Here is a 24,937-nt window from a genome sequence, read left to right on the forward strand (position 1 = left end):
CCACGTGGAGACCGGGCACGTGGAGGCCGGCCACGTGGAGGCCGCCGCCGTCGGGCCGGACGCCGGCAAGCCCCGCACCGAGGACGCGTACCGTCCGGCCGTCCCGCCGCAGGCGGGCCCGGCGGGCGACGGCGTCGCCGACCCCGCCTAGCCGCCCCGGCCCCCCGCAGACCTCGACGAGCGTGCCTTCGCCTACCGTGCCCCCTTCACAAGCGCCACCGCCGGCCCGGCGGCGGCCGGGCGTGCGCCGGCTCGCCGGCGGGCTCGCCGGCGCCGCCGTCGTCATCGCGGTCATCACCGTGCTGGCGCGGCTGGCGGGGTTCGGGCGCACCTACGCCTTCTCCCAGACGGTCACCACCTCCTGCCTCAGCCAGGCGTACTTCAGCGCCACGCAGCTCCCGAGCAGCGTCTACGAGATCGTCGCGGGCGGCGCGCTGGCCAGCATGGTCGTCCCCGTCCTCGCGGGCCCCGCCGAGCGCGGCGACCGCGAGGAGGTCCGCCGGATCGCCTCGGCGCTGCTCACCTGGATCGTCGTGCTGATGGTGCCGCTGTCGGTGCTGATGGCGCTGCTCGCCCATCCGCTGATGGAGCTGGCGGTGGCCCAGAACCCGCAGGGGTGCTCGCGCGGCGAGGTCGTGCGGGTCGGCGGCGACATGCTGGCGATCCAGTCCGTGCAGATGGTGATGTACGGGATCGCGGTCGTCCTTTACGGGCTGCTGCAGTCGCACCGCCGGTTCGTCGCGCCCGCCCTCGCGCCGCTGGTCTCCAGCGTCGTGGTGATCGGCGCCTACGTCGCCTACGCCCCGCTCGGCAGGGGGCACGAGAACGACCTGGCCGGGCTCCCGCTCGGAGCCGAACTGACGCTCGCGGTGGGGACTGCGCTCGGCGGCGTCGCGATGGCCGCCACGGCGGCGGTCGCGGCGTGGCGGCTGCGGCTGCGGCTGCGGCCGGCCCTGCGCTTCCCGGACGGGGTGGCGCGGCGGGTGCGGCGCCTCGCGGTGGCCGGGGTCGCGACGGTCGCGGCGCAGCAGCTGGCGACGCTGCTGATCGTCCGGCTCAGCTCGCAGGGCACCCGCGGCGCGCTCGCCAACTACCAGTACGCGTGGGCGGTCTACCTGCTGCCGTGGGCGATCCTCGCGGTGCCGATCGCGACCAGCGCGTTCCCGCTGCTGTCGGCGCGGATGAGCGCGGCCGACCACGAGCGCTTCGACCAGGTCACCGCCTCCACCACCCGTGCGGTCGTCCTGGTGTCGTGCGCGGGGGCCGCCGCGCTGGCCGCCGTCGCCGTCCCCGTCGCGGCGGTGTTCAACCCCGGCCACCCCGACCAGCAGGAGGTGCTGTCGCGCGCGGTGCTCGCGTTCGCGCCCGGCCTCCTCGGCTACGGGCTCGTCGCGCACCTCGGCCGCGTCCTGTACGCCTGCCACCGGGGGCGGATGGGCGCCGCCGCCGTGGTCACCGGCTGGACCGTCGTCATGGTCGCCGAGGTCGCGCTGGTGCTGTCGGTCGACCGGCAGTGGGTCGTCGCGGCGCTCGGCGTCGGCAACGCCGCCGGGATGACCGTCGCCGGCGTCCTGCTGGTCGTGACGCTGGTGCGCGCGAGGGGCGCCGCGGCCGTGCGCGGCCTGCCGCGGGCGCTGGCCGCCGGGGTGCTCGGCGGCGCCGCGGGCGGGGCCGCCGGGTACGCGACGGCCGCGCTGCTCGGCCTCGGCGGGACGGGCCCCGCCGGGGAACTGCGCAACGTCGGGACCGGGGCGCTCGCCGCGCTGGTCGCCGGCGCCGTTTTCCTGATCATCGCATTCGTGATCGACGGCCGGGACCTGCGGGCCGTCCTCAGCCGGAAGGTCGTCCGCAATGTCTGACAGGCAGGAGCTGGACGGGCTGCGCGTCGCGCTCGTCCTCGGCACCAGCGCGGGCGGCGTCGGCCGCCACGTCCGGTCCGTCGCCGAGGGCCTGGTCGAACGCGGCGCCCGCGTCGCGGTGTGCGGGCCCGCGGCCACCGAGGAGCTGTTCGGGTTCGGCGCCGTCGGCGCCCGGTTCGCCGAGGTCGACCTGGCCGACCGGCCGCGCCCCGCGGGGGACGCCAGGGCCGTCGCCCGGCTTCGCCGGCTGCTGCGCGGCGCCGACGTCGTCCACGCCCACGGCCTGCGCGCCGGGGCCCTCGCGGCGGCGGCGTGCGCGCGCGTCGTGCCGGGCCCGCTGCGGTTCGCGCGGGGCGGGCCGCCCCTGGTCGTCACGCTTCACAACGCCGTCATCACCGGCGGCTTCACGGCCGCGGTCTACGGGGCGCTGGAACGCGTCGTGGCGCGCGGCGCCACCCGCGTCCTCGGCGTCTCGCCCGATCTGGAGAAGCGGATGCGGGCGCTCGGCGCCCGCTCGGTGGGGCACGCGATCGTCCCGGCGCCCGCGCCGCAGGCCCCGCCCGGCCCCGCCGTCCGCGCCGACCTGCGGGCCGAGCTCGGCGCGGGGGAGCGGCCGCTGGTCGTCACCGTGGCCCGGCTCGCCGCGCAGAAGGGCCTGCCGACGCTGCTGGACGCCGCCGCGGTGTGGGCGGGACGGACGCCGCCGCCGCTCGTCGCGATCGCCGGCGACGGGCCGCTGGAGGACGAGCTGCGCGCCCGCATCGAGGCCGAGGACCTGCCCGTCCGGCTGCTCGGCCGCCGCTCCGACGTCGCCGGGCTGTTCGCCGCCTGCGACGTGGCGGTCGTGCCGAGCGTGTGGGAGGGGCAGCCGCTGGTCGTCCAGGAGATCCTGCGGGCGGGCCGGCCGCTGGTCGCGACCCGCGTCGGCGGGATCCCCGGCATGCTGGGCGCGCAGGAGCGGCCCGAGGGCGGGAAGCTGCTCCAGGGGCCGGAGTCCGACGCGGCGCTGCTGGTGCCGCCGAACGACGCCGAGGCGCTCGGCCGCGCGGTGAGCCGCGTCCTGGACGATCCGGCGCTCGCCGCGAGGCTGGGCTCGGCCGCCGCCCGGCGGTCGGCGCTGCTGCCCGGCGAGGACGAGGCCGTCGACCAGCTCGCGGAGCTGTACCTGGAGCTGACCGCGCCTTAGACGCGGCCTCCCGGGCCCAGGTTCGGGACGGGACCGAAAAAATCACGGGCCGGGGAACCGGCCCCGCGCGGGCCGCGTTGAAGCAGGTAACGGAGGGGAGTATCCCTGCGCGCGGTTCTCGTCAATACGGCCGGCCCATGCCGGCCCGGGTTCCGCGGCCCGTTCCGAGTCCAGGGCGGGAGAGACCTCCGGCGCTCGTCTCATGTCCGCCGGAGGTGTTCACGTTGTCAGTCTCACCCCTAGTCTGGGGCGCCACCATCGCGGTGATCCTCGCGATCATCGCAGCCGACCTCTTCCTGATCCACCGCAACGACACGCGGGAGTTCACCACCCGCCGCGCCGCGTTCTGGTCGGTGGTCTACATCGGCCTCGCCGTGCTCTTCGGCCTCGGCGTCTGGCTGTTCTCCGGCGGGGAGTACGCCGCGCAGTACTTCGGCGGCTTCGTCACCGAGAAGAGCCTCAGCGTCGACAACCTCTTCGTGTTCATGGTGATCCTCGCCCGGTTCGCGGTGCCGAAGCACGCCCAGCACACCGTGCTGATGGCGGGGATCGTGATCGCGCTGGTGCTGCGCGGCGCGTTCATCGCGGTCGGCGCCGCCGCCATCTCGACCTTCACCTGGGTCTTCTTCATCTTCGGCGCTTTCCTCATCTGGACGGCGATCGGCCTGGTCCGCGGCGGCGACGAGGACGAGTTCAAGGAGAACGCGCTGCTGCGCTGGGCCAAGCGCGTCATCCCCACCTCCGAGGAGTACGACGGCAGCCGGTTCACCACCCGCAAGGGCGGGCGCCGGGTGGTCACCCCGATGGCCATCGTGATGATCGCGATCGGCTCCACCGACGTGCTGTTCGCGCTGGACTCCATCCCCGCGATCTTCGGGCTGACGACCGAGCCCTACCTGGTCTTCACCGCCAACGCGTTCGCGCTGATGGGCCTCGTCCAGCTGTACTTCCTGCTCGGCGGGCTCACCGACCGGCTCGTCTACCTCGGACACGGGCTGGCGTTCATCCTCGGCTTCATCGGTGTCAAGCTGGTCCTGCACGCGCTCCACGAGTACGGGGTCGGCTGGGCGCCCGACATTCCGATCTGGCTGTCCCTCGCCGTGATCGCCGGGACCCTGGTCGCCACCACCGTCGCCAGCCTCGCCGCCGGGCCGAAGCGCTCCGGCGAGCCGCTCGCGAAGGCCGAACCCGCCGCCGAGACGGAGACCGGGGCGACACGCGAGGGCTGAGAGCGGGACCGCGTCCCCACAACATCCGAATGCTGTTCTAGAATCTCGGTCAAAACGGTCGAGAGAGGGTTGACGCATGGCCATCGGGCTGACCGAGGAGCACGAGGCGCTCGCCGATTCGGTGCGCGGCTTCGCCGAGCGCAACATTCCGGCGGCGGCCGTACGGGCCGCGCTGGACGCGGACGAGGAGGCCAGGCCCGCTTTCTGGCCCGCCCTCGCCGAGCAGGGCCTGATGGGCCTGCACCTGGACGAGGAGCACGGCGGGCAGGGCTTCGGCCTGCTGGAGCTGTCGGTCGTGCTGGAGGAGCTGGGCCGGGCCGCCGCGCCCGGGCCGTTCCTGCCGACCGTGCTCGCCAGCACGGTCATCGACGCCTCCAGCAACGCCAAGCTGCGCGCCGAGCTGCTCCCGGGCCTCGCCGACGGCTCGCGGACGGCGGCCGTCGCGCTGGACGGCGAGCTGACCGGCCGCCGCGACGGCGACTCGCTCGTGGTGACGGGGACGGCGGGCACCGTCCTCGGCGCCGCGCTCGCCGACGTGCTCGTCCTGCCGGTCGCCGTGGACGACGGCGAGCAGTGGGTCGCGGTCGACGCCGGCGACCTCGCCGTCACCCCGGTGCCGAGCCTGGACCGGGTCCGCCGCGTGGCGTCCGTCGAGGTGTCCGGCGCGGCCGTGGCCCCCGACCGCGTCCTGGACGGCCTCACCACCGGCCGCGTCAAGGACCTGGCCGCCGCGCTGTTCGGCGCCGAGGCCGCGGGCCTCGCCGGCTGGCTGGTCGGCACCGCCGCCGAGTACGCCAAGGTCCGCGAGCAGTTCGGCCGCCCGATCGGGCAGTTCCAGGGCGTCAAGCACAAGGCCGCCCGCAGCCTGATCGCGCTGGAGCAGGCCCGCGCCGCCGCCTGGGACGCGGCCCGCGCCCTGGACGAGGGCACCGAGGAAGCCGGTTTCGCCGCCGCCGTCTCGGCCGTCATCGCGCTCGACGCGGGCGTGCAGACCGCCCGCGACGCCATCCAGATCCTCGGCGGCATCGGCTTCACCTGGGAGCACGACGCCCACGTCTACCTGCGCCGCGCCCTCACGCTGCGGTCGCTGCTCGGCTCGTCCAAGGGCTGGGCCGCCAAGATCGCCTCATTGGCGCTGGCGGGCGGGCGCCGCGAGGTCGTGCTGGAGCTGGACGAGGACGCCCAGCCGCTGCGCGAGCGGATCCGCGCCGAGATCGCCGAGCTGGCCGCGATCGACGACAAGGACGCGCTGGCCGAGCGCCTCGGCGACGAGGGCTGGACCGTCCCGCACTTCCCGCAGCCGTGGGGCCGCGAGGCGGGACCGGTCGAGCAGATCCTCATCCAGCAGGAGCTGAGGGCCGCCAAGGTCAGGACCCCGAACCTCGGGATCGGCGCCTGGCTGGTGCCCTCACTCGTCCGCTACGGGACCGACGAGCAGAAGGAGCGGTTCCTGCGGCCGACGCTGCGCGGGAAGATCGTGTGGTGCCAGCTGTTCTCCGAGCCCGGCGCGGGCTCGGACCTCGCGTCGCTGTCGATGAAGGCCGAGCGCGTCGAGGGCGGCTGGAGGCTCACCGGTCAGAAGATCTGGACCTCGCTCGCCCACCACGCCGAGTGGGGCTTCTGCATCGCCCGCACCGACCCCTCCGCGGCCAAGCACGACGGCATCACCTACTTCCTCGTGGACATGAAGTCCGAGGGCGTGGACGTCCGCCCGCTGCGCGAGCTGACCGGCGACGCGCTGTTCAACGAGGTCTTCCTGGACGGCGTCTTCGTCCCCGACGACCGCGTGGTGGGCGAGGTGAACCGGGGCTGGCAGGTCGCGCGCAACACCCTGTCCAACGAGCGGGTGTCGCTGTCGACCGGCGGCGGCCTCGGCATGGGCGTCGACGAGCTGCTGCGGTTCTTCGCCGACCGCGACCTCGACGCGGTCGCGGCCGCCGAGGTCGGCAGGCTCGTCGCCCAGGGCCAGTCGATCGACCTGCTCGGCCTGCGCACCACGCTCAAGCAGCTGAACGGCGTGGAGCCGGGCGCGGAGGCCAGCGTCCGCAAGCTGCTCGGCGTCCAGTTCAACCAGGACGTCGCCGACTACTGCTGGGCGGCGCAGGGCGCGGCCGCCGCCACCGAGGTCCCGATGGCCGAGAGCGGCATCGTCGGCCGCGCGATGCTGTTCAGCCGCGCGATGACCATTTACGGCGGCACCACCGAGGTCCAGCTGAACATCATCGGAGAACGAATCCTGGGCCTCCCAAGAGACCCCGAACCGGGCAAGTAACCAACCCAACGCTCTTGGACGTGCCACTCCAAAACCCTGTTGGAGTGGACCTGAGCTGGGACGCGGGTTGGGCGGCCGGAAGGCGCTCTAAGCGCCTGGAGGTCGCCCGACCCGCCGAGCCGGGCGACCGCAGCGCCACGCGCGAACCCGCACGGGCACGGAAACCGAAACCGTGGCGTGAGGATCGCCCGGCTCGCAACGGGGGGTTCCAGGGGGGTCGCTACCCCTGGGCAAGCACAGCCCGGCTCGCAACGGGGGTTCCAGGGGGTCGCCCCCCTGGGAAGACACAGCCCCCTGGGTTAATACCTTCGGAAGTTGTACGTGAAGTTGATCAGGACGACGCCTGCCAGGGCGAAGATGAGGCCGGGGAGGCCCGCGTTGACGACGCCTATCGCGCTGAGCGGGATCGCGGCGAGCAGCGACAGGATCGCCAGGGCCAGGCTGTGGTCTCGTTCGCCGCGGCGGGGTTCGGGGGCCTGGGCACTGCGCCGGGGGCGCGGCGCGGCGGCCGCGCGGGCGTCGAGGGTCTGCTCGATGCGGTCGACGACCGTCTCGAGGAAGGCGTCGTCGTAGTCGGGCCCCAACTCGCGCCGGGCCGCCATGGCCGCCGTGAGGTCCTCGCGCGGCAGTCGTGGGGTCGTCATGACACCGTTATAGGCGGAATCACCCGGCGGAGGCGTCACCCCTCGGTGCCATGTGCGGGCTACCCCTCAGGTGTGAGCGGACGCGCGGGTAGGATTCCGCTCTTGTCCCAGGAAATCCGGAGGTCTCCGTGACAGTGCGGGCCCGTTCGACCGTCCTCGCCGCCTGCGCCGCCGCGGCCGGGCTGGCCCTCGCGGGCTGCGGCGGCGAGAAGGAGGCCGCGGACGCGGCGCCGTCCGCGTCGCCGACGACGCTGGCGCCGCTGCCGGCGGTGCGGCCCGCCGACGTGAAGCCGCTGGTGGGGCGCTGGATCAGCACGTCCAAGGACTACTTCCAGTTCCGGGCCGACGGCAGCGGCGTGTGGGTGCGGGGCAGGCAGAAGCTGTGGAGCGGCACGGCCATTCCCGAGGGGGCGGGCAAGTACCGGTTCTCGTGGAACGGCGGCGACCCCAAGACCGCGTCCTACTGGGGCGTCGCGCTCAGCGAGGACAAGGCGTCGTTCGTCTTCGCCGGGACCAACCAGACCTACAAGAAGGCCGTCGCACGGAAGGGCAAGGGATGACCGACGCGATGTTCGCCTCGCCGGCCGACGCGGCGCGCAGGCTCGCCGAGGTCCGCTACCTCACGGACGAGTCGATCGCCACGACCGTGTACCTGGCGCAGGCGCTCGGCAAGCCGCTGCTGGTGGAGGGGCCGGCGGGGGTCGGCAAGACGGAGCTGGCGAAGGCGGTGGCGGCGGCGACCGGCGCGGAGCTGATCCGGCTGCAGTGCTACGAGGGCCTGGACGAGGCCCGCGCGCTCTACGAGTTCAACTACAAGAAGCAGCTCCTCGCCATCCAGGCCGCGCCCTCGGACCGCGCCTGGCAGGAGACCCACGACGACATCTTCTCCGAGGAGTTCCTGCTGGAGCGGCCGCTGCTGGCGGCGATCCGGCGCAGCGAGCCGACCGTCCTGCTCATCGACGAGGCGGACAAGGCCGACGTCGAGGTCGAGGGCATGCTGCTGGAGGTCCTGTCGGACTTCCAGGTGACGATCCCCGAGCTCGGGACGGTGTCGGCGGTCCGCCGCCCGTTCGTGCTGATCACCTCGAACGCGGCGCGGGAGCTGTCGGAGGCGCTCAAGCGCCGCTGCCTGTACCTCCACCTGGACTATCCGGCGCCCGACCGGGAGCGCGACATCGTCCTCGCGCAGGTGCCGGGCATCGAGGCGGAGCTGGCCGAGCAGCTCGTCCGCACCGTCGGCACGCTGCGCGACCTGGAGATCAAGAAGGCGCCGTCGATCGCCGAGACCGTCGACTGGGCGCGCACCCTGCTCGCCCTCGGCCTGGACGACCTGGACGAGGCCGCCGTGGGCCGCACGCTCGGCGTCGTCCTCAAGCACGTCTCCGACCAGGAGCGCGCCGCCAAGGAACTCGGGCTGCGCGGCTGACATGGCCTCACTCGTCGACCGGCACACCGGTTTCGTCGCGGAGCTGCGGCGGGCCGGGCTGCCGGTGTCGGTCGCCGAGGGGCTCGACGCGGTGCGCGCCCTGCAGGCCGTCGACCTGCTCGACCGCGAGTCGCTGCGCGCCGCCTACGCGGCGACGGTCGTCAAGAGGCCCCAGCACCGACCGACGTTCGACACGCTCTTCGACCTGTGGTTTCCGGCGGCCGTCGGGGACGGCACGGGAGCGGCGCGGGACGCCGAGGATCCGGCCCGGACGGTGGACGGCGAGGGCCGCCCCGTCCCGGCCGCGCTCGACCCGCGGGTGCAGCGGCGCCGAGACGAGCTGGCCGACCTCCTGCTCGCGGGGGACGACGCCGGACTGCGGCAGTTCGCGCGTCTGGCCGTCGCGGAGTACGGCCGGACGCCGGGGCAGGAGTCGTGGTTCTCCTCGGGCGTGCTGAGCGCCCTGTCGCCGGAGACGCTGATGGCGCGGCTGCTGGAGGCGGTCCTGACCGGGCGGGAGCGGGGCGGCATGGCCGAGCGCGTCGCGCGCCGGACGTTCCGCGACCGCATCGCGCGCTTCTCCGACCTCGTCGCGGGCGAGGTCCGGCGCCGCATCGCCGAGGACACCGGTGTGGAGCGGACCGCGCGCATCGCCGTCCGGCCGCCGCTGGAGCGGCTCGACTTCGCCGGCGCGACCCGCGCCGAGATGGAGGCGCTGCGCCGCGAGGTGTACCCGCTGGCGCGCAAGCTCGCGTCGCGGCTCGTGCAGAAGCAGCGGCACGGGCGGCGCGGCAGGCTCGACTTCCGCCGGACGGTCCGCGCGTCCCTGGCCAGCGGGGGAGTGCCGCTCACCACCCACCACCGGCCGCGCCGCCCGCACCGGCCCGAGCTGGTCGTGCTGTGCGACGCCAGCGACTCGGTGTCGGCGTTCGCGCACTTCACGCTGCTGCTCACGTTCGCGCTGCGGGAGCAGTTCAGCAAGGTCCGCGCGTTCGCCTTCATCGACGCCACCGACGAGATCACCAAGTACTTCGCACCGGGCGCGGACGTGGCCGACGCGATGACCCGCCTGGCCGCCGAGGCCGACCTCGTGTGGATCACCGGGCGGTCCAACTACGGCCACGCCTTCAAGGTGTTCGACGACAGGTACCGCGACGCCGTCACCTCCAGGACGTCCCTGCTGGTCCTCGGGGACGCCCGCTCCAACTACGGCGAGCTGTCCCTGCCGGTGGTGCGGTCGATGGCGGACCGGGCCCGGCACGCGTACTGGCTCAATCCCGAGCCGCGCGCCCAGTGGGACACCGGCGACTCCGCCGCGTCCCGCTACGGCGAGCTGATCCCCATGTACGAGTGCCGGAACCTGACCCAGCTGGCCGCCTTCATCGAGGAACTGGCCTAGCGGGTTCAGCGGGCGCGCTCCCGGATCACCAGGGCCAGGACGGCGTAGGCGAGGGCGGTGGCGGCCGAGACGCCCATCGCGACGTTCGTGCCGTGCGCCAGCGACGCCGGATCGTGCCCGGAGCCGGTCGCGATGGCCCCGACGATCGCCACGCCGAGCGACGCCCCGATGTAGCGGGCGGTGTTGTTGGCTCCGGCGCCCATGCTCGCGCGGTCGGCGGGGACGCTCTCCACGGCCAGCCGGGCGAGCATCGCGTTGGTCAGGCCGCTCGCGACGCCCGCGAGGGCGAGGCCCGGGACGAGCCGCCACCAGGGCGCGTCCGGCGACATGGCGACCATCGCGAGCTCGCTGACGGCGGCGAGCGCGAACCCGGCGGCCAGCAGGCGCCGGACGGGCAGCCGCGCCGGGAGGCGGTGCGCCTGCAGGGCGACGACGAAGGACAGCGCGGACCAGACCGCCAGCACCAGCGCCGCCGAGACCGGGGACAGGCCCATCACCAGGCTCATCATCGTCGCCAGGTAGGTCATCACGCCGATCACGGCGAGCCCGGTGACGAGCGCCCCGGTCACCGACAGCAGGAACGCCGGGCGCCGGAACAGCCCGAGGTCGACCATCGGCTCCCGCCGCCGCGACTCGACGAGGACGAACGCGGCCAGCAGGACCGCCGCGGCGGCGAACAGCGCGAGGACGCCCGGGGCCGTCCAGCCGGTGCGGCCCCAGGTGATCGCGGCCACCAGCGCCGCCACGCCGAGGTTCATCGTGGCGAGGCCCGGCACGTCCACGCCGCGCGGGCGGTCGGCCCGCGACTCGGTGAGCGCGCGGACCGCCGCGGCCGCGAGCAGCGCGGACGCGGCGACCGTGGCCCAGTACCACAGCCGCCAGCCTCCGGCGGAGGTCAGCACGGCCGCCGCGATCGGACCGAGCGCGATGCCGAGCCCGACCATCGCCCCCCACATGCCGGTCGCCCGCGCGCGCCGCGGCCCCGGCGCGAACGAGGCGCCGATGATGCCGAGCCCGGTCACCAGCAGGGCGGCGCTCGCCGCGCCCTGCGCGACGCGGCCCGCGATGAACACCGCGGAGTTCGGCGCGAGGGCGCACGCGACGCTGGAGGCGGCGAGCGCCACCGCGCCGACCACGAAGACGCGCTTGCGGCCGTGGTCGTCGGCGAGGCTGCCGGCGGCGAGCAGCGCCGCCGCGAGACCGAGGCTGATCGAGCTCATCAGCCAGATCTGCGCGGACGCCCCGGCGTGCAGCCCGCGCGCGGTGTCGGCCAGCGTGGCCGCGGGGGCGCAGTAGTTCATCAGGGCCAGCAGGGTGGCGGCGGCCGGGAGTGCCAGCGCGGCGGCGGTGCCCGGCGCGCTGCGCGCGGTGCGGGGGGTCGCCAGAGTCGTCATGCGGTCTCTCCAAGTTCATTGAACGAACTGACCGGGCCGACCGTAGCACGAAGGGGTTCAGTCAATGAACCCCCGGGCGGGTACTGTGTGGGCATGGCACTCGGCAAGGACTACGCGGCGCAGGACTGCTCGCTGGCCCGCGCGCTGGAGGTCGTCGGGGAGCGCTGGACGCTGCTGATCGTCCGTGACGCCTTCTACGGAGTGCGCCGCTTCAGCGACTTCCTCGTCCACCTGGACATCCCCCGCGCGGTGCTGTCGGCGCGGCTCCAGTCGCTCGTGGACGCCGGCGTCCTGGTCAAGGACGGCCACGACTACGTCCTGACGGCGATGGGCAAGGAGCTGTGGCCCGTCGTCCACACCCTCGCCCGCTGGGCGGAGGACCACCTGTCCGCCGAGCCGTGCCGCGTCTTCGTCCACCTGGCCTGCGGTGCCGAGATCGGCCCGGACGGGCACTGCGCCGTGTGCGGGAGGCAGGTCCGGCCGGAGGAGCTGGAGATCCACGCCGGGCCCGGCGTCCGCCGCCGCACCGACCCGGTCAGCATGGTCCTGCGCAAACCGCACCGGCTGCTGGAGCCTATCCGCACCTGAGTGAGCAATCCCTCGCCCGGGTCGTTCGCCGGCGGTGAGGTTTGTAGGGTTTCGACCGGATAATGTCCTCGCTCATGACGACCGAATGGGCGAGGCCCGATCCCCGGACCAGGCGCCGCCCGGGGAGCATGCTCGGTCCCCTGTGGCGGCTGATCGACGGCGGCCCGGACGACACCCGGGCCCAGATCGCCCACCGGGCCAGGGTGCTGGTCCGGATCTCCACCGGCCTGGCGAACCTCGGCGGGGCACTGGTCGTGCTCGCGTTCGCCGTCGTCGTCCCCGACCCCGTCGGCGCGGTGTCCGAGCGGCTCCGGCTCATCAACCTGGTCGTGTTCACCCTGTACGTCACCGCCGCGGTGCCGGTCGGACTGATCCTCGGCGAGCGGTTCTTCCGCCGCGTCCGGCGCATGGTGGAGCGGCACGACGAGCCCGACCGGCACGAGCGCTCCCTGCTGCTGTACGGGCCGCTGCGGCTGATGGCCCTGCACCTGACGCTGTGGGGGATCGGGACGGTCGGCTGGGTCGTCATCAACGCCCCGTTCTCCGGCCTGCTCGCCGTCAAGCTGGGCCTGACGAGCCTGCTCGGCGGCCTCACCACCTGCACGGTCGTCTACCTGCTGACCGAGCGGCTGCTGCGGCGTGCGGTGACCACGGCGCTGCGCAGCGAGATGCCGCGCCGCACCGGGCTGCCCGGCGTCGTCGCCCGCTCGGTGCTGGCCTGGGGCCTCGGGACGGCCGTACCGATCCTCGGACTGATCACCCTCGCCGTCGGCTCCTTCCTCATCGCGCGGATCACCGTGCGGGAGTTCGCCGTCGCCGTCCTCGCGCTCGGCGGCATCGCGCTGGTCGTCGGGCTCGGCATCACCTACGGCGCCGCCCGCGCCATCGCCGACCCGGTCGAGTCGGTGCGGCTCGGCCTCGCCCGGATCGAGCGCGGCGACCTGGACGTCGAGGTCCCCGTCTACGACGCCAGCGAGGTCGGGCTGCTGCAGGCCGGGTTCAACCACATGGCCGCCGGGCTGCGCGAGCACGAGCGGCTGCGCGACCTGTTCGGCCGCCAGGTCGGCGCGGACGTCGCGCGCGTCGCGGTGGAGCGCGGCATCGACCTCGGCGGCGAGCTGCGCGAGGTCGCGGTCCTCTTCGTGGACATCATCGGCTCCACCCGGCTCGCGGCCGACCGCCCGCCCGCCGAGGTCGTCCGGCTGCTGAACGACTTCTTCGCCGTGGTCGTCGAGGTGGTCGGCGACCACGGCGGCTGGATCAACAAGTTCGAGGGCGACGCCGCGCTGGCGATCTTCGGGGCGCCGCTCGCGCTGGACGGCGCGCCCGCCCGCGCGCTCGCCGCGTCCCGCGAGCTGGCCCGCCGGCTGCGCGCGGACGTCCCGGCGCTGAGCGCCGCCGTCGGCGTCTCGGCGGGCGAGGCCGTCGCCGGGCACATCGGCGCGGAGGAGCGGTTCGAGTACACCGTGATCGGCGACCCGGTGAACGAGGCGGCCCGCCTCACCGACCTGGCCAAGAACACCCCCGGGCGCGTGCTCGCGGCGGGCTCCCTCCTCGCCGAGGCGGGGCCGGAGGAGGCGGCGCACTGGTCGCTCGGCGACGAGGTCACCCTCCGGGGGAGGACTCAGGCGACGCGCCTCGCCTCACCGCGCCCGGCCGAGCGCGTCCCGTCCTAGGCTCTCGGGCGCTGCGGCGCGCCGCCTCCTAGGCCGGCCCGAGGGTGGCGCGGCTCAGCGTCGTGTAGAAGGGCGAATCGGCCAGCCGCGAGCCCTTCTCCTCGCCGATGTAGACGTCGGCGTGGTCCTCGCCGCCGTATCCGGGACGGAACAGGTCGGTGACCGTCCAGCGCGCCTTCCGGAACGCCGCGCACACCTCGTCCTCGACCGCGCGGCCGTTGCCCTCCCTGCCGCAGTCGACGATCGCGAACCGCTGCCCCCGTGCGAGGACCGACCTGTCGGCCGCCGCCGACGCCCACGGCCGCAGCGGGCGGCCGCGCGAGTCGCGGGTCGTGTCGTCCAGCCAGAAGCCGACGCTGTGCGACCAGTTCAGGTAGCGGCCCGCCCGGGGCCCCTCGGTGATGCGCCCGCTGCCCTCGGTCTGGACGATCTTGAGGAAGTCCTTCGGGTACGAGCCGAGCGGCGCCTTGCCGTGCGAGCAGTGGAAGCGGGCGCAGCCGCGAACCGCCTCGCGTTCGCCGTGGTAGAGGCTTTCCCGCGCCGTGTAGTAGGTGGTGATGCGCCACCCCCGGACCCGTCCGAGCGGGGCGGTGTTGCCGGCCGGCGCACCGTCGGCCGGGGCATCGCCGGGCGCGGCTCCGCCGGTGGCCGTGGGGACGGAGGTCGCGGACGGCGCGCTCACGGCCGGGGCCGATGCGGGGGGCGCGACCGGCGGCGGCACGTCCGCGCCGCGCGCGTTCTGGCCGCACCCCGCGACGGCCCCGCACAGCAGGAGCGCGAGCGGTGCCCTGCGCCGCATCGCACCCTCCCGGCTCTGGACGACCGCCCGCCACCGGGGACCCTATCCCGGTCAGTGGCCCCGGGCCATCCATTCCTCCAGATGCGGGGCCTCCGCCGCGATGGTGGTGGAGTCGCCGTGGCCGGTGCGCACGGTCGTCTCCGGGGGGAGCGTCAGCAGCCGCTCCCGGATCGAGGCGATGATCGTCGGGAAGTCGGAGAACGACCGGCCGGTGGCGCCCGGACCGCCGCTGAACAGGGTGTCTCCGGAGAAGACCGTCGCGAGGCCCGGCGCGTGAAGGCACACCGCGCCGGGGCTGTGGCCCGGCGTGTGCAGGACGGTCAGGTCCGTGCCCGCGACGGTGATCACCTGCCCGTCGGACAGTTCCCCGTCGGGTGAGGCGTCAGGGTGCCTCTGCTTCCACAGCATCAGGTCGTCCGGGTGGAGCAGGATCGGCGCGCCCGTGCGGGCCCTCAGGTCGGGCGCCGCGTCGATGTGGTCGTCGTGCCCGTGCGTGGACACGATCGCCACCAGCCGCCGGCCGCCGACCGCCGCCGCGATCGCCTCGGCGTCGTGCGCCGCGTCGATGACGACCGCCTCGCTGTCGTCGCCCACGATCCAGACGTTGTTGTCGACGTCCCAGGTGCCGCCGTCCAGCGAGAACGTCCCGGACGTCACGACGTGGTCGATGCGGGCCGCCATCAGAGCACCACCACCGAGCGCAGCACGTCGCCGCGGTGCATCTTCTCGAAGGCGGCCTCGACGCCGTCCAGCTCGATCGTCTCGGAGACGAAGGCGTCCAGGTCCAGGCGCCCCTGCAGGTACAGGTCGATGAGCATGGGGAAGTCGCGGGACGGCAGGCAGTCGCCGTACCACGACGACTTCAGCGACCCGCCGCGCCCGAACACGTCGAGCAGCGGCAGCTCCAGCCTCATCTCGGGGGTCGGCACCCCGACCAGCACCACCGTCCCGGCGAGGTCGCGGGCGTAGAAGGCCTGCTCGTAGGTCTCCGGGCGGCCGACCGCGTCGATGACCACGTCCGCGCCGAACCCCCCGGTCAGCTCCTGCACCGTCGCGACGACGTCCCTCTCCGCTCCGTTGACGGTGTGCGTGGCGCCGAGCGAGGAGGCGGTGGCGAGCTTGCGCTCGTCCAGGTCGACGGCGATGATCCGCGCCGCGCCGGCCAGCCGGGCGCCGAGCACGGCCGCCGCGCCGACGCCGCCGCAGCCGATGACCGCGACCGAGTCGCCGCGCCCGACCCCGCCGGTGTTGATCGCCGCGCCGAGCCCGGCCATCACGCCGCACCCGAGCAGCCCGGCGACCTCGGGCCGCGCCGCCGGGTCGACCCTCGTGCACTGCCCGGCCGCGACGAGGGTCTTGTCGGCGAACGCGCCGATGCCGAGCGCGGGCGACAGCTCGGTCCCGTCCTCGAGGGTCATCCTCTGCTTCGCGTTGTGCGTGTCGAAGCAGTACCAGGGGCGCCCCCGCGTGCAGGCGCGGCACTGGCCGCACACCGCGCGCCAGTTGAGGACCACGAAGTCGCCCGGCGCGACCTCGGTCACCCCCTCGCCCACCGACTCGACGACCCCGGCGGCCTCGTGCCCGATCAGGAACGGGAACTCGTCGTTGATCCCGCCCTCGCGGTAGTGGAGGTCGGTGTGGCAGACCCCGCACGCCTGGACCTGGACGACCGCCTCCCCGGGGCCCGGATCCGGAACGACGATCGTCTCGATCCGCACCGGCTGTCCCTTGCCGGGTGCGACGACCCCGCGTACCTGCTGCGCCATGCTGCCGCCTCTCGTCGTCTCGACCTCCCCCGACCCTACCCACGCCCCACCCGCCTCCCGCTTCCGTTCCGCCCGGCGGGACCCCCTCTCAGGTAGCGGGCGGGAGATCACCTCCGCGCGCGATGCGGGTCCGGGCGGCCGCGGACGAGGCTGCCGTCATGGCACCCATCACCTCCAGGACACGCACCACCTCCAGGACACGCGTCATCGACAGGGCGTGCATCATCGATTGGGCGCGCACCGCCTCCAGCGCACGCACCGCGACCCGCGTCACCGCCGGGGTGCTCGCCGCCGCCGCGATCACGGCCGCCGGGGTCGCGCCCGCGTCGGCCGGCGTGCTCGGGCGCCCGGCCGCCGGTCACCAGGCCGGTTCCGCCGCCGAGCAGGGCACGGCCCGCGGACGGCTGGTCTCCGCCACCCGCCTCGCCGCCATGCCCGCCGACCGGGTCAGGACATGGCTCGCGTCCGAGGACTTCGACACCGCGTCCGTCCGCCACGGCGTGGACACCTACCGGCTCGTCTACCGGACCGTCGACACCCGGGGCCGCGCGACGACCGCCAGCGGCCTGCTCGTCCTGCCCCGCAGCCGGGATCGCCGCCTCGCCACCGTCTCCTACACGCACGGCACCACGAGCTACAAGCCGGACGCCCCCTCGATGGCGGACGACGTGTGGGGCCCCGGCGCGGCCGTCACCTACGCGGCGGCCGGGTTCGCGGCGGTCGCCCCCGACTACCTGGGCCTGGGCGAGGGGCCCGGCGTCCATCCCTGGAAGGACGTGCCGTCCGAGACGAGCGCCTCCCTCGACATGCTCCGCGCCGCGCGGGAATTCGCGCCGCGCGCGGGCCGCGTCCTGGACGGCCGGGTCTTCGTCACCGGCTTCTCGCAGGGCGCCTCGTCCGCCCTCGGCCTGGCGCGGGCGCTCCAGGGCGGCGCCGACCCGTACTTCCGGGTCCGCGCGGTGGCCCCGATCAGCGGCGCCTACGACTTCCAGGGCGCGGAACTGCCCGCCCTGCTGAACGGGGACGTCGCGCCGAAGCTGTCGGTCGCCTACACCTCCTACCTGCTCACCTCTTGGAACCGGATCCACGGGGGCATCTACAAGGAGCCTTCGGAGGTCTTCCAGGAGCCCTACGCGAGCCGCGTCGAGAAGTACTTCGACGGCACGACGCCTGGCGACGTCATGCTCGGCGGTCTGCCGGACGAGCTCGGCGACCTGCTCACCCCGCGGGGCTTCGAGCTGCTGCGCCACCCGTCCGGCACGTTCGCCGAGGCTCTGCGCGTGGACGCGGAGGTCTGCAAGGGCTGGACGCCGCGCGTCCCCGTCCGCCTCTACAAGATGGCCGGTGACGAGCAGGCGGTCACCGCCAACACCGACCACTGCGCCGCGTGGTTCCGGGACCGCGGCGCCCGCGTGCCCGTCGTCGACGTGGGCGACCGGCTCTACGGCGGCTCCCGCCACCTCGGCTCCAACCTCGCGGGGACCGCCCGGATCGTGCGCTGGTTCGGCGGGCTCAGCTGAAGTGGATGGCCCGCAGCCTGTCGGCGGCGTCGCGGTCGAGGACGGTGACGCCGGCGGCGGGCGGCAGCGGGTCGCCGCTGCGGGCCCGGGCGATCAGCGGGTGCCAGCGGCGGCAGTGCCGGGCGAACGTGGTCGAGGTGACGACGCGGCCGCGGGCGTACTGGCCGGCGCGGGCGGTCTCCGGCGCGACGTCGATGAGGATCAGGTGCAGCCGCCCGCCGCGGCGGCGGGCCAGCCAGGCGAAGCAGTGCAGGATGTGCGGCCAGGTGCCGCGGGTGTGGGCGACGACTCCGTGCCCGGCGAGCACAGCGCGGCCGATGCGCCAGACGTGGGTGGCGTGGACGATCGGCGTCCGCAGCCGGACGGGCAGCGGCCCGAGGAACCGCGCCCACCAGTTGCGGGACTGGCGTGAGTCGATCACCTGGACGTCCCCGGCGCGCACCGGGGCCGTCTCGTCGCCGCGCAGCCCGTACAGGCGGTTGAGCAGCGTGCTCTTGCCGGCCCCGGGCAGGCCGGCGACCAGCACCAGGGAACCCGCCGGGTAGCGCAGCGCGGGACCCGGGTCCGCCTCGTGGGGTTGGGGGATGGTCGACTCCTGGGCTCGGGCCGGAAGTGTGTTGGGGCAAACGAACACCCCCCACCGCTTGTTCCGGGCCGGACCGGGAGCCTCACCAGCCGCGGGCGCGCCACTCCGGGAGCGAGGGGCGCTCCCGGCCGAGGGTGGAGTCCTTGCCGTGCCCCGGGTAGAACCAGGTGGCGTCGGGAAGGCGGTCGAAGACGCGCTCCTCCACGTCGGCGAGCAGCTGCCTGAAGCGCGTCGGGTCGCCCCAGGTGTTGCCGACCCCGCCGGGGAACAGGCTGTCGCCGGTGAACAGGTGCGGCCGGTCGGCCAGCTCGCCGCCGGCGTCGTACAGCAGCGCGATCGAGCCGGGCGTGTGGCCGCGCAGGTGGATGACCTCGAGCGACGCCCGCCCCACCGCGACGGTGTCGCCGTGCTCGACGGGCTCGGCCACCGGCTCGGGGAGGGGGCCGGCGTCGCGCGGGTGGGCGGCCACGGGCGCGCCGGTGGCGCGCGCCACCTCGCTCAGCGCCATCCAGTGGTCCTCGTGCCGGTGCGTGGTGACGATCCGCGCGAGGGGGCCGTCGCCGATCAGCTCCAGCAGCCGGGACGCCTCGTTCGCCGCGTCGATCAGCAGCTGCTCGCCGGTCGCGGTGCACCGCAGGAGATAGGCGTTGTTGTCGTACGGGCCGACCGCCACCTTCGTCACCCGCAGCCCGGGCAGCTCGCGGACGTCGGGGCGACCCCCGGCCTCGACGTTGCCGGTGTAGGTCATGGGTCCTCCCCGTAGATCGTCCGAAGGCCATCTTCCATCATCGGGGGCCGCGATCACCCGCGACCCGGGCGCGTGCCGGAAATGAGTCACCAGACTCAGCCGAACCGTGCGCTGCCGGACGGAATTTCCCTCCTCTTCCCCGCACCATGGGAACTGGAAGATCAGGTTCGACCCCCGAAGGGCGGTGAGGCGTCGGTGACCGCGTTCCGTCCCGGACCGGGCAGGGAGCGGCCGGAGGACCTCCCCGGGCGCGCCGCCGGCGATGGCGGGAGGGCGACCGGATGATCGGCGACGGTCCGGGCGTCCGGCCGGGCAGCTTCTGGGAGCGGCTCGCCCCCAGCGACCGGCAGGCCCTGCGCGCCATGGGCCGGCGCACCGACATCCCGCCCGGGGGCATGCTGTGCCACCAGGGGACGGTCGCGCCGGCCGTCTACGTGGTGTTCAAGGCCTCGCCGCGGGCCGCGAGCAACGCGGTGGCCAAGGAGTTCGTGGACTCCAGCGACGGCGACGAGTCGATCATCGAGCTGTTCGGGGCGGGGGACCTGGTCGGCGTCCTCGGCCCGTGGGGGCATCCGCAGCGCGGCACGGTCGCCGCCCTGGACCACGTGGCGGCGCTGCGCGTGGACCGCCGCAAGTTCCGAGACCTGCTGGCGGCGAGCCCCCCGGTCGCCGAGGCGATGATGCACGCGATCTCCGAGAGCGTCACCTACGGCGGCCGCCGGCACGCGGTGCGGGCCGCCGACCACCCCCAGCGGCTCGCCTACCACCTGCTGGAGCTGGCGCACCGGTTCGGCGAGCCCGCCGCCGGCGAGGGGATTCGGATCCCCCTGCGGCTCAGCCAGGCGGAGCTGGCGAACTGGGCGGGGATCTCCCGCGAGACGCTCGTCCGGTGGTTCCGGACGTGGCGGGCGAAGGGCATCCTCGACCGGCGGGCCCGCCCGCTGACCGTCCTCGACATGGAACGGCTCCGCCGCGCCGCGAGCCCCTGGGGCGAGGAGTGGCCGGCCGCGGAGCCGGAGCGGCCGCCCGGCGACGCGCCGGCCGGGGAGGCGGGAGCCGGGATCGCGGCGCGCGAACCGGTGCGCCTGAAGGCGCCGGACGGGCCGCCCGCCGTGCGGCTCCCCGCCGACGACCCCTACTTCGCGGGCCGGGTGGTCAGCCTGGGCAAGCTCGACCTCCTGGTCGGGCAGTCGGTGTGGCCGCGCGCGGTCGTCGTGCAGGGGATGGCGGGCGTCGGCAAGACCACGCTCGCGCTGCACTGGGCGCACCGGGTCGCTGACCGCTTCCCGGACGGCGTCCTGTTCACCGACCTGCGCGGCACGTCCCGCAACCCCGTCACCCCGGCCGAGGCCATGGGGCAGGTGCTGCGCGCGGCGGGCGTGCCCGGTGACCAGGTCCCGCGGACGCAGGCGGAGCTGGCGGCGCAGTGCCGGTCGCTGCTCGGCGACCGCCGGATGCTGCTGATCCTCGACAACGCGGCGCGCCCCGAGCAGATCAGGCCGCTGCTGGCGGCGATGGCCTCCGGGCTGGTGGTCGTGACGAGCCGGCGGCGGCTGCCCGCCCTGCTCGAAGGCGCCGACGTGCGGACGCTGGAGCTGCGGGAGATGGCGACGCAGGAGGCCGTGGACCTCATCTCCAACGTCCTCGGGCCGGGCGACCCGCGCCTCCGGGAGGAGGACAAGGCGGTCGAGCGGCTCGCCCGCGAATGCGGCCACCTGCCGCTCGCGCTCGGCGTCATGGCCGGGCGGCTGGCCGAGAACCCCGGCGAGTCGATCGCCGGGACCGTCCGGGAGCTGGCGGCCCGGGACGGGCAGGACGCCGCGCCGTACGGGCCGGGCCTCGCGGGGGCGGGCCTGGGCGACGGCGCGGCGCCCGGCTCGTCCGGGACGGCGCTGCTGGCCGTCCTCAGCCCGACGTTCGACGTCGCCTACCGGAGCCTGCGCCGCGGGCAGCGCGAGGCGTTCCGCAGGCTCGGGCTCGTCGCCGGACCCGACTTCACGCCGACCGCCCTCGCCGCCCTGCGGGACGGCTCGGTCGAGGAGGCGCGCGAATGCCTGGGGGGCCTCCGCCAGGCCTACCTGGTGCACGACGTGGGGCCGGACCGCTACCGGATGCACGACCTGCTGCGCGACTTCGCCCGCGAGAGGGGACTGAGAGAGGACTCCGACGGCGAGCTCCAGGCGGCGCAGCGCCGGCTGCTCGCCGGCTACCTCGCCGAGGCGCGCGCGGCGGGGGAGGCCCTCGCGCGGCGGTCCCGTCCGAGGGCGCACCCGGGGGAGAGGCGCCGGCGCCCCTCCACCGCCGCCGAGCGCGCCGCGGGGCTCGCCTGGTTCGAGGCGGAGCGGCGCAACCTGGTCGCCGCGGTGCACCAGGCCGCCCGGCTCGGCCTGCACCGGACGTGCTGGGAGCTCGCCGACGCGCTGTTCGACTTCCAGGAGTTCCGCCGCTACAGCGAGGACGCCGTCGCCGTCCACCGGGCCGGCCTGCACTCCGCCCGCACCGAGGAGGACTGGGCGGCCGCGGCCGTCATCCTCCACAACCTGGCGATGGCGCACTTCGGGATCGGCGACTCCGTCCAGGCCATCGGTTACGGGGAGGACGCGCTGCGCGGCTTCCGGGCCGCCGACCCGCCCGACCGCTACGGGGAGGCCGCGACCCTCGCGACCCTCGCCGACGTCCACGTGGTGCTGGGCCGCTACCCGACGGCGATCGACCACGCCCGGCGCTCCCTCGCCATCCACGGGGAGCTGCAAGACGACGCGGGCACGGCCAAGGGCCACGACATCCTCGCCCGGGCGCACCTGGGCCTCGGCGCCTACGAGGCCGCCCTGGAACACGCCGCGGAGGCGCTCGGCGTCCGCCGCCGGGCCGAGGATCAGCCGGGCGTGGCCGAGACCCTGCTCACCGTGGCCCAGGTGCACCGCCGCCGGGGGAACGTCCATGGCGCCGTCTCGCACGCCCTGGAGGCGCTCGCCATCCGGCAGGAGCTCGCGGACATGCACGGTGCCGCGCAGGCGCTGACGGAACTGGCGCGGATGAACGCCGCGCTCGGCCTGCGGGACCTGGCGCAGCAGGACGCCGAGCAGGCGCTGCGCACCTACCGCGCCCTGGGCGCCCGCCACGGCGAGGCGCGCGCGCTGACCACCCTCGGCATGCTCATGTGCGAGGCGACGCGGTTCGCCGAGGCGTTCACCTACTGCGGGCAGGCGCTGCGGCTGCACCGCGACACGAGCGACCGTCACGGCGAGGCCGAGACGCTCGCTCAGATCGGGATCGTCCACTGGCGCCTCGGACGGTACCGCGAGGCGCGCGAGCACCTCCTGCGCGCCCTGGAGATCCGCCGGGAGATCGGCGACCAGCACGGCGAGGCCCACGACCTGGAGCACCTCTCGGTGGTGATGCGGCGCCTCGGACGCCACCAGGAGGCGTTCGTCCTCGGGCTGGAGGCGCTGGACCTGTGGCACCGGCTCGGCGCGCGGAGCGCGATGGCGGGGACGCTCGGCAGCCTGGCCCGCACGTACTCGCGGCTCGGCCTCGCCGAGGACGCCGAGCGCGCCGCGCGGCAGGCCCTCGGCATCCGCGAGGCCGGCGGCGACTGGTACGGCCTCGGCGTCGGCATGGACACCCTCGCCGCCGTGCTGCGCCGCGCCGGCCGCCCCGAGGAGGCCCTGGAGCGGGAGGTGGAGGCGCTGCGGATCCTCGGGGAGGTCGGCGACCGGCACAGCGAGGCCGTCGGCCTGGTCCACCTCGCCGCCATCCACCTCGACCTCGGCCGCGCCGGCGAGGCCCTGACGGCCGGACGGCGCGCCCTCGACCTCGCCGCCGAGCTCGGCGCCACCCGCGAGCAGGCCCACGCGCTGCACAGCATGGCGCGCGCGTCCCAGCTGGTCGGCGCGCACGACCGCGCGGTGGAGCACGTCACCGCCGAGATCGCGATCCGCCGCGACACCGGCGACCAGCGGGGGCTGCGGCGGGCGCTGGAACTGCTGCGCGACTCCCGGTTCGCCCTGGGCGACCCCGCCGCGGCCGCGGACTGCGGGCGGCGCGTCCGCGCCCTCGACGGCCTCCTCGCCTCCGAAAGGTCCCTCGACATGTGACGCACGACCCCGGAGATGTCGCGGACATCGCTCGACATGTGACGAACGACGTGGTCGGGGCGCGCGGGGCCGCGTTCACTGGACCGCGAGGCACCCGGTCATGGAGGGGAGCGGCCCGGCCGGAACCGGGGCCGGTGAGGAGGCGAGATGCACACCACCCGCTTCTGGGACGCGCTGAGCCCCCGCGCCCGCGAGGCGCTGCGGCGGGCGGGCGCCCCGGTGGTGATCAGACCAGGCGCGTTCCTGACGCGCGAGCACACCCGCGCCTCCCAGGTCTTCGTCCTGCGCTCCGGGGCGGTGAAGGTGTGGGTGGACCGGGAGGGTGACATCGCGATCCTCGACGTCCTCGGGCCGGGCGACCTCGTGGGGGAGCTGGAGGCGGTGGACGGCGGCGTCCGGCACGCCAACGCCGAGGCCATGACACGGGTCGACGCCCTCGTGCTGCCCGCCGCGCGCTTCCGCGGCGTGCTGGACGCCGAGCCCGGCTCGGTGTGGGCCGTCGCCGCCGTCCTCGCCGAGCGGCTCCGGGACGCCAACGAGCTGCGCGTCGCGCACTTCCCCGACGACCCCGAGCGGCGCCTCGCCGGCCGCATCCTGCGCCTGGCGGCGAGGTTCGGCTCCCCGGGCAAGCGGGAGCGCCCCGACGGCGTGACCGAGGAGGCCGTCCTCGTCCGGGTGCCGGTCACCCAGCAGGACCTCGGCCGCTGGGCCGGCATGGGCCGCCGCAAGGTCGCGCAGATCCTCGCGGCCGAGCCCGTGCGCGGCAGCGTCACCTTCGCCCGGAGCGCGATCGCCGTCCGCTCGGCGGACGCCCTGCACCGGCTCGCCGGCGACGACCTCCCCTAGTCCCTCAGAGCCCCGGCTCCTCCGGGAACCCCGACGGCTCGTGGGGCCAGGGCGGCGGCACCGGGAGCGGCCCGTCCGGGCGGACGTGCACGCCCGCGCCGTCCGACCGGCCGCTCAGCCAGCCCAGCAGCGCCCGCGCGGAGCCGGACGCCTCCGGGCTACCGGGCCTCCAGCCGAGATCGGCCGTCTCCCCGGAGTCGGTCGCGGTGATCCGGAGCCCGGCCAGCTCGCCGAGGGACCCGCCCGTGAGCGCCGCCAGGTCCGCCAGCGTGGCCGCCGCGGACCAGCGGACGTAGGGTTCTGGCCAGTCGGCGGGGCCGTACCCGGCGGCGAGGTCGACGTGGTGGGCCTCCACCTCGTTCCAGCGGCGGAACACCGTGTACCAGGCCGGATGGGGCCAGCCCATCATCGCCCGGACCGGCACGCTCCAGGCGCTCTCGGGCAGCGACCTGGCCTGCTCGGAGAACCGCTCCTGGGTCGCCCGGACGTCGGCGGCGAGCTCCTCCCGGCCGCGTCCCGCGCCCGCGGCGACGTCGGCGTTGCGCCGCTCCAGGCTGGGGTACTGCGGGATCTCCGTCCCCGTGCGCGCCCCTTCGAGCAGGTTCCACAGTGAGTCGGCGTTGCGCGCGACGTGCGTCGCCACATGCCCGCGGCTCCACCCCGGCAGCGCCGACGCGCCGCGAAGGGCGTCGTCGCTCAGCCGCTCGAGCGTCCCCGCGAGGCGCTCCACGCCCGCGTCCACCTCGTCGATCACGTCGCGCCAGTCCATGGACCCTCCTCGGCGAAAAGGACCCTCCATCCTGTCGCACCGGCCCGGCCCGCGCCAGACGGGTGATCATGAAGATCCCGGTGGTCGGGGGCGCGGTGGTTCCCGTGGGGTTCCGGTGGCGGGGGCCGTTCGA

The 24,937-nt window shown here is 75.1% G+C and carries 20 protein-coding genes; 12 read left to right on the plus strand and 8 right to left on the minus strand.

The features are described 5' to 3' along the window. Positions 1–242 precede the first annotated feature (242 nt). From murJ to FKD65_RS43075, 4 genes are all read left to right on the plus strand, one after another. Positions 243–1,859 (plus strand): murein biosynthesis integral membrane protein MurJ, encoded by a 1,617-nt coding sequence (gene murJ / locus FKD65_RS43060; RefSeq protein WP_141585956.1) that lies wholly within the window; start codon positions 243–245, stop codon positions 1,857–1,859. Further along, positions 1,852–3,045 carry a glycosyltransferase family 4 protein gene (locus FKD65_RS43065; RefSeq protein WP_205718482.1) on the plus strand — a complete coding sequence of 398 codons (1,194 nt, stop codon included), beginning with the start codon at positions 1,852–1,854 and terminating at the stop codon, positions 3,043–3,045. Before murJ ends, FKD65_RS43065 begins: the two co-directional genes overlap by 8 nt. A gap of 224 nt (positions 3,046–3,269) precedes the next feature. Then, complete coding sequence (locus FKD65_RS43070; RefSeq protein ID WP_141585958.1) at positions 3,270–4,274, plus strand: TerC family protein; 1,005 nt, start codon at positions 3,270–3,272, stop codon at positions 4,272–4,274. A gap of 76 nt (positions 4,275–4,350) precedes the next feature. Then, positions 4,351–6,546, plus strand: a complete 2,196-nt coding sequence (locus FKD65_RS43075) for an acyl-CoA dehydrogenase (protein ID WP_141585960.1) — start codon at positions 4,351–4,353, stop codon at positions 6,544–6,546. A 299-nt stretch (positions 6,547–6,845) separates the two neighbouring features. Here the strand turns inward: FKD65_RS43075 and FKD65_RS43080 are convergent, their stop codons facing one another. Continuing rightward, complete coding sequence (locus FKD65_RS43080; RefSeq protein ID WP_141585962.1) at positions 6,846–7,190, minus strand: hypothetical protein; 345 nt, start codon at positions 7,188–7,190, stop codon at positions 6,846–6,848. Positions 7,191–7,318: 128 nt separating this feature from the next. Between FKD65_RS43080 and FKD65_RS43085 the strand changes: the two genes are divergently transcribed. From FKD65_RS43085 to FKD65_RS43095, 3 genes are read left to right on the plus strand one after another with little or no spacing between them, the layout of a single operon-like run. Beyond that, positions 7,319–7,750 carry a hypothetical protein gene (locus FKD65_RS43085; RefSeq protein ID WP_240809878.1) on the plus strand — a complete coding sequence of 144 codons (432 nt, stop codon included), beginning with the start codon at positions 7,319–7,321 and terminating at the stop codon, positions 7,748–7,750. Beyond that, on the plus strand, positions 7,747–8,616 hold the full coding sequence (locus FKD65_RS43090) for a MoxR family ATPase (RefSeq protein WP_141585965.1): 870 nt from the start codon (positions 7,747–7,749) through the stop codon (positions 8,614–8,616). Before FKD65_RS43085 ends, FKD65_RS43090 begins: the two co-directional genes overlap by 4 nt. 1 nt (position 8,617) lies before the next feature. Further along, on the plus strand, positions 8,618–10,015 hold the full coding sequence (locus tag FKD65_RS43095) for a VWA domain-containing protein (RefSeq protein ID WP_141585967.1): 1,398 nt from the start codon (positions 8,618–8,620) through the stop codon (positions 10,013–10,015). 5 nt (positions 10,016–10,020) lie between these two features. Here the strand turns inward: FKD65_RS43095 and FKD65_RS43100 are convergent, their stop codons facing one another. Then, positions 10,021–11,409 (minus strand): MFS transporter, encoded by a 1,389-nt coding sequence (locus FKD65_RS43100; protein WP_141585969.1) that lies wholly within the window; start codon positions 11,407–11,409, stop codon positions 10,021–10,023. A 93-nt stretch (positions 11,410–11,502) separates the two neighbouring features. Between FKD65_RS43100 and FKD65_RS43105 the strand changes: the two genes are divergently transcribed. Beyond that, positions 11,503–11,997 (plus strand): helix-turn-helix domain-containing protein, encoded by a 495-nt coding sequence (locus FKD65_RS43105; RefSeq protein WP_141585971.1) that lies wholly within the window; start codon positions 11,503–11,505, stop codon positions 11,995–11,997. A gap of 74 nt (positions 11,998–12,071) precedes the next feature. Then, the gene (locus FKD65_RS43110; protein WP_141585973.1) at positions 12,072–13,673 is read left to right on the plus strand and encodes an adenylate/guanylate cyclase domain-containing protein; all 1,602 of its coding nucleotides are present in this window, start codon (positions 12,072–12,074) and stop codon (positions 13,671–13,673) included. Positions 13,674–13,701: 28 nt separating this feature from the next. Here FKD65_RS43110 and FKD65_RS43115 read toward each other — a convergent pair whose 3' ends face one another. The 3 genes from FKD65_RS43115 to FKD65_RS43125 are packed head-to-tail and all read right to left on the minus strand — an operon-like array spanning position 13,702 to position 16,238. Further along, a complete protein-coding gene (locus tag FKD65_RS43115) occupies positions 13,702–14,472 on the minus strand; it encodes a hypothetical protein (protein ID WP_240809879.1) in 771 nt (256 codons plus the stop codon). Between the two features lie 51 nt (positions 14,473–14,523). After that, positions 14,524–15,156: an MBL fold metallo-hydrolase gene (locus FKD65_RS43120; RefSeq protein ID WP_240810417.1), complete on the minus strand. Its 633-nt coding sequence runs from the start codon at positions 15,154–15,156 to the stop codon at positions 14,524–14,526. Beyond that, positions 15,153–16,238, minus strand: a complete 1,086-nt coding sequence (locus tag FKD65_RS43125) for an S-(hydroxymethyl)mycothiol dehydrogenase (RefSeq protein ID WP_141585978.1) — start codon at positions 16,236–16,238, stop codon at positions 15,153–15,155. The genes FKD65_RS43120 and FKD65_RS43125 overlap by 4 nt, the downstream gene beginning before the upstream one ends. Before the next feature lie 158 nt (positions 16,239–16,396). Here FKD65_RS43125 and FKD65_RS46465 point away from each other — a divergent pair, with 158 nt between their 5' ends. Beyond that, positions 16,397–17,758, plus strand: coding sequence for a hypothetical protein (locus FKD65_RS46465; protein ID WP_205718483.1), 1,362 nt, complete (start codon positions 16,397–16,399; stop codon positions 17,756–17,758). Here FKD65_RS46465 and FKD65_RS43135 read toward each other — a convergent pair. Both FKD65_RS43135 and FKD65_RS43140 read right to left on the minus strand, forming a co-directional pair. Then, a complete protein-coding gene (locus tag FKD65_RS43135; protein ID WP_240809880.1) occupies positions 17,751–18,284 on the minus strand; it encodes a GTPase domain-containing protein in 534 nt (177 codons plus the stop codon). The genes FKD65_RS46465 and FKD65_RS43135 overlap by 8 nt on opposite strands. Before the next feature lie 142 nt (positions 18,285–18,426). After that, positions 18,427–19,092, minus strand: coding sequence for an MBL fold metallo-hydrolase (locus FKD65_RS43140; protein WP_141585980.1), 666 nt, complete (start codon positions 19,090–19,092; stop codon positions 18,427–18,429). 281 nt (positions 19,093–19,373) lie between these two features. Between FKD65_RS43140 and FKD65_RS43145 the strand changes: the two genes are divergently transcribed. Both FKD65_RS43145 and FKD65_RS43150 read left to right on the plus strand, forming a co-directional pair. Further along, positions 19,374–23,189 (plus strand): tetratricopeptide repeat protein, encoded by a 3,816-nt coding sequence (locus tag FKD65_RS43145; protein WP_141585982.1) that lies wholly within the window; start codon positions 19,374–19,376, stop codon positions 23,187–23,189. Between the two features lie 147 nt (positions 23,190–23,336). Next, complete coding sequence (locus FKD65_RS43150) at positions 23,337–24,035, plus strand: Crp/Fnr family transcriptional regulator (protein WP_141585984.1); 699 nt, start codon at positions 23,337–23,339, stop codon at positions 24,033–24,035. 4 nt (positions 24,036–24,039) lie between these two features. Here the strand turns inward: FKD65_RS43150 and FKD65_RS43155 are convergent, their stop codons facing one another. Then, positions 24,040–24,804, minus strand: a complete 765-nt coding sequence (locus tag FKD65_RS43155; RefSeq protein WP_240809881.1) for a maleylpyruvate isomerase family mycothiol-dependent enzyme — start codon at positions 24,802–24,804, stop codon at positions 24,040–24,042. Between the last annotated feature and the right edge of the window lie 133 nt (positions 24,805–24,937).

Origin of the sequence: Actinomadura sp. WMMA1423 (assembly GCF_006547145.1) — a bacterium.
Lineage (GTDB): Bacteria > Actinomycetota > Actinomycetes > Streptosporangiales > Streptosporangiaceae > Spirillospora.

What these genes read in the sequence shown, in the direction of transcription:
- FKD65_RS43065 (WP_205718482.1), top strand. Translation starts at nt 1,852, where the DNA reads ATGTCTGACAGGCAGGAGCTGGACGGGCTGCGCGTCGCGCTCGTCCTC.
- FKD65_RS43075 (WP_141585960.1), top strand. Translation starts at nt 4,351, where the DNA reads ATGGCCATCGGGCTGACCGAGGAGCACGAGGCGCTCGCCGATTCGGTG.
- FKD65_RS43080 (WP_141585962.1), bottom strand. Translation starts at nt 7,190, where the DNA reads ATGACGACCCCACGACTGCCGCGCGAGGACCTCACGGCGGCCATGGCG.
- FKD65_RS43090 (WP_141585965.1), top strand. Translation starts at nt 7,747, where the DNA reads ATGACCGACGCGATGTTCGCCTCGCCGGCCGACGCGGCGCGCAGGCTC.
- FKD65_RS43095 (WP_141585967.1), top strand. Translation starts at nt 8,618, where the DNA reads ATGGCCTCACTCGTCGACCGGCACACCGGTTTCGTCGCGGAGCTGCGG.
- FKD65_RS43100 (WP_141585969.1), bottom strand. Translation starts at nt 11,409, where the DNA reads ATGACGACTCTGGCGACCCCCCGCACCGCGCGCAGCGCGCCGGGCACC.
- FKD65_RS43105 (WP_141585971.1), top strand. Translation starts at nt 11,503, where the DNA reads ATGGCACTCGGCAAGGACTACGCGGCGCAGGACTGCTCGCTGGCCCGC.
- FKD65_RS43110 (WP_141585973.1), top strand. Translation starts at nt 12,072, where the DNA reads ATGACGACCGAATGGGCGAGGCCCGATCCCCGGACCAGGCGCCGCCCG.
- FKD65_RS43115 (WP_240809879.1), bottom strand. Translation starts at nt 14,472, where the DNA reads ATGCGGCGCAGGGCACCGCTCGCGCTCCTGCTGTGCGGGGCCGTCGCG.
- FKD65_RS43125 (WP_141585978.1), bottom strand. Translation starts at nt 16,238, where the DNA reads ATGGCGCAGCAGGTACGCGGGGTCGTCGCACCCGGCAAGGGACAGCCG.
- FKD65_RS46465 (WP_205718483.1), top strand. Translation starts at nt 16,397, where the DNA reads ATGGCACCCATCACCTCCAGGACACGCACCACCTCCAGGACACGCGTC.
- FKD65_RS43140 (WP_141585980.1), bottom strand. Translation starts at nt 19,092, where the DNA reads ATGACCTACACCGGCAACGTCGAGGCCGGGGGTCGCCCCGACGTCCGC.
- FKD65_RS43145 (WP_141585982.1), top strand. Translation starts at nt 19,374, where the DNA reads ATGATCGGCGACGGTCCGGGCGTCCGGCCGGGCAGCTTCTGGGAGCGG.
- FKD65_RS43150 (WP_141585984.1), top strand. Translation starts at nt 23,337, where the DNA reads ATGCACACCACCCGCTTCTGGGACGCGCTGAGCCCCCGCGCCCGCGAG.
- FKD65_RS43155 (WP_240809881.1), bottom strand. Translation starts at nt 24,804, where the DNA reads ATGGACTGGCGCGACGTGATCGACGAGGTGGACGCGGGCGTGGAGCGC.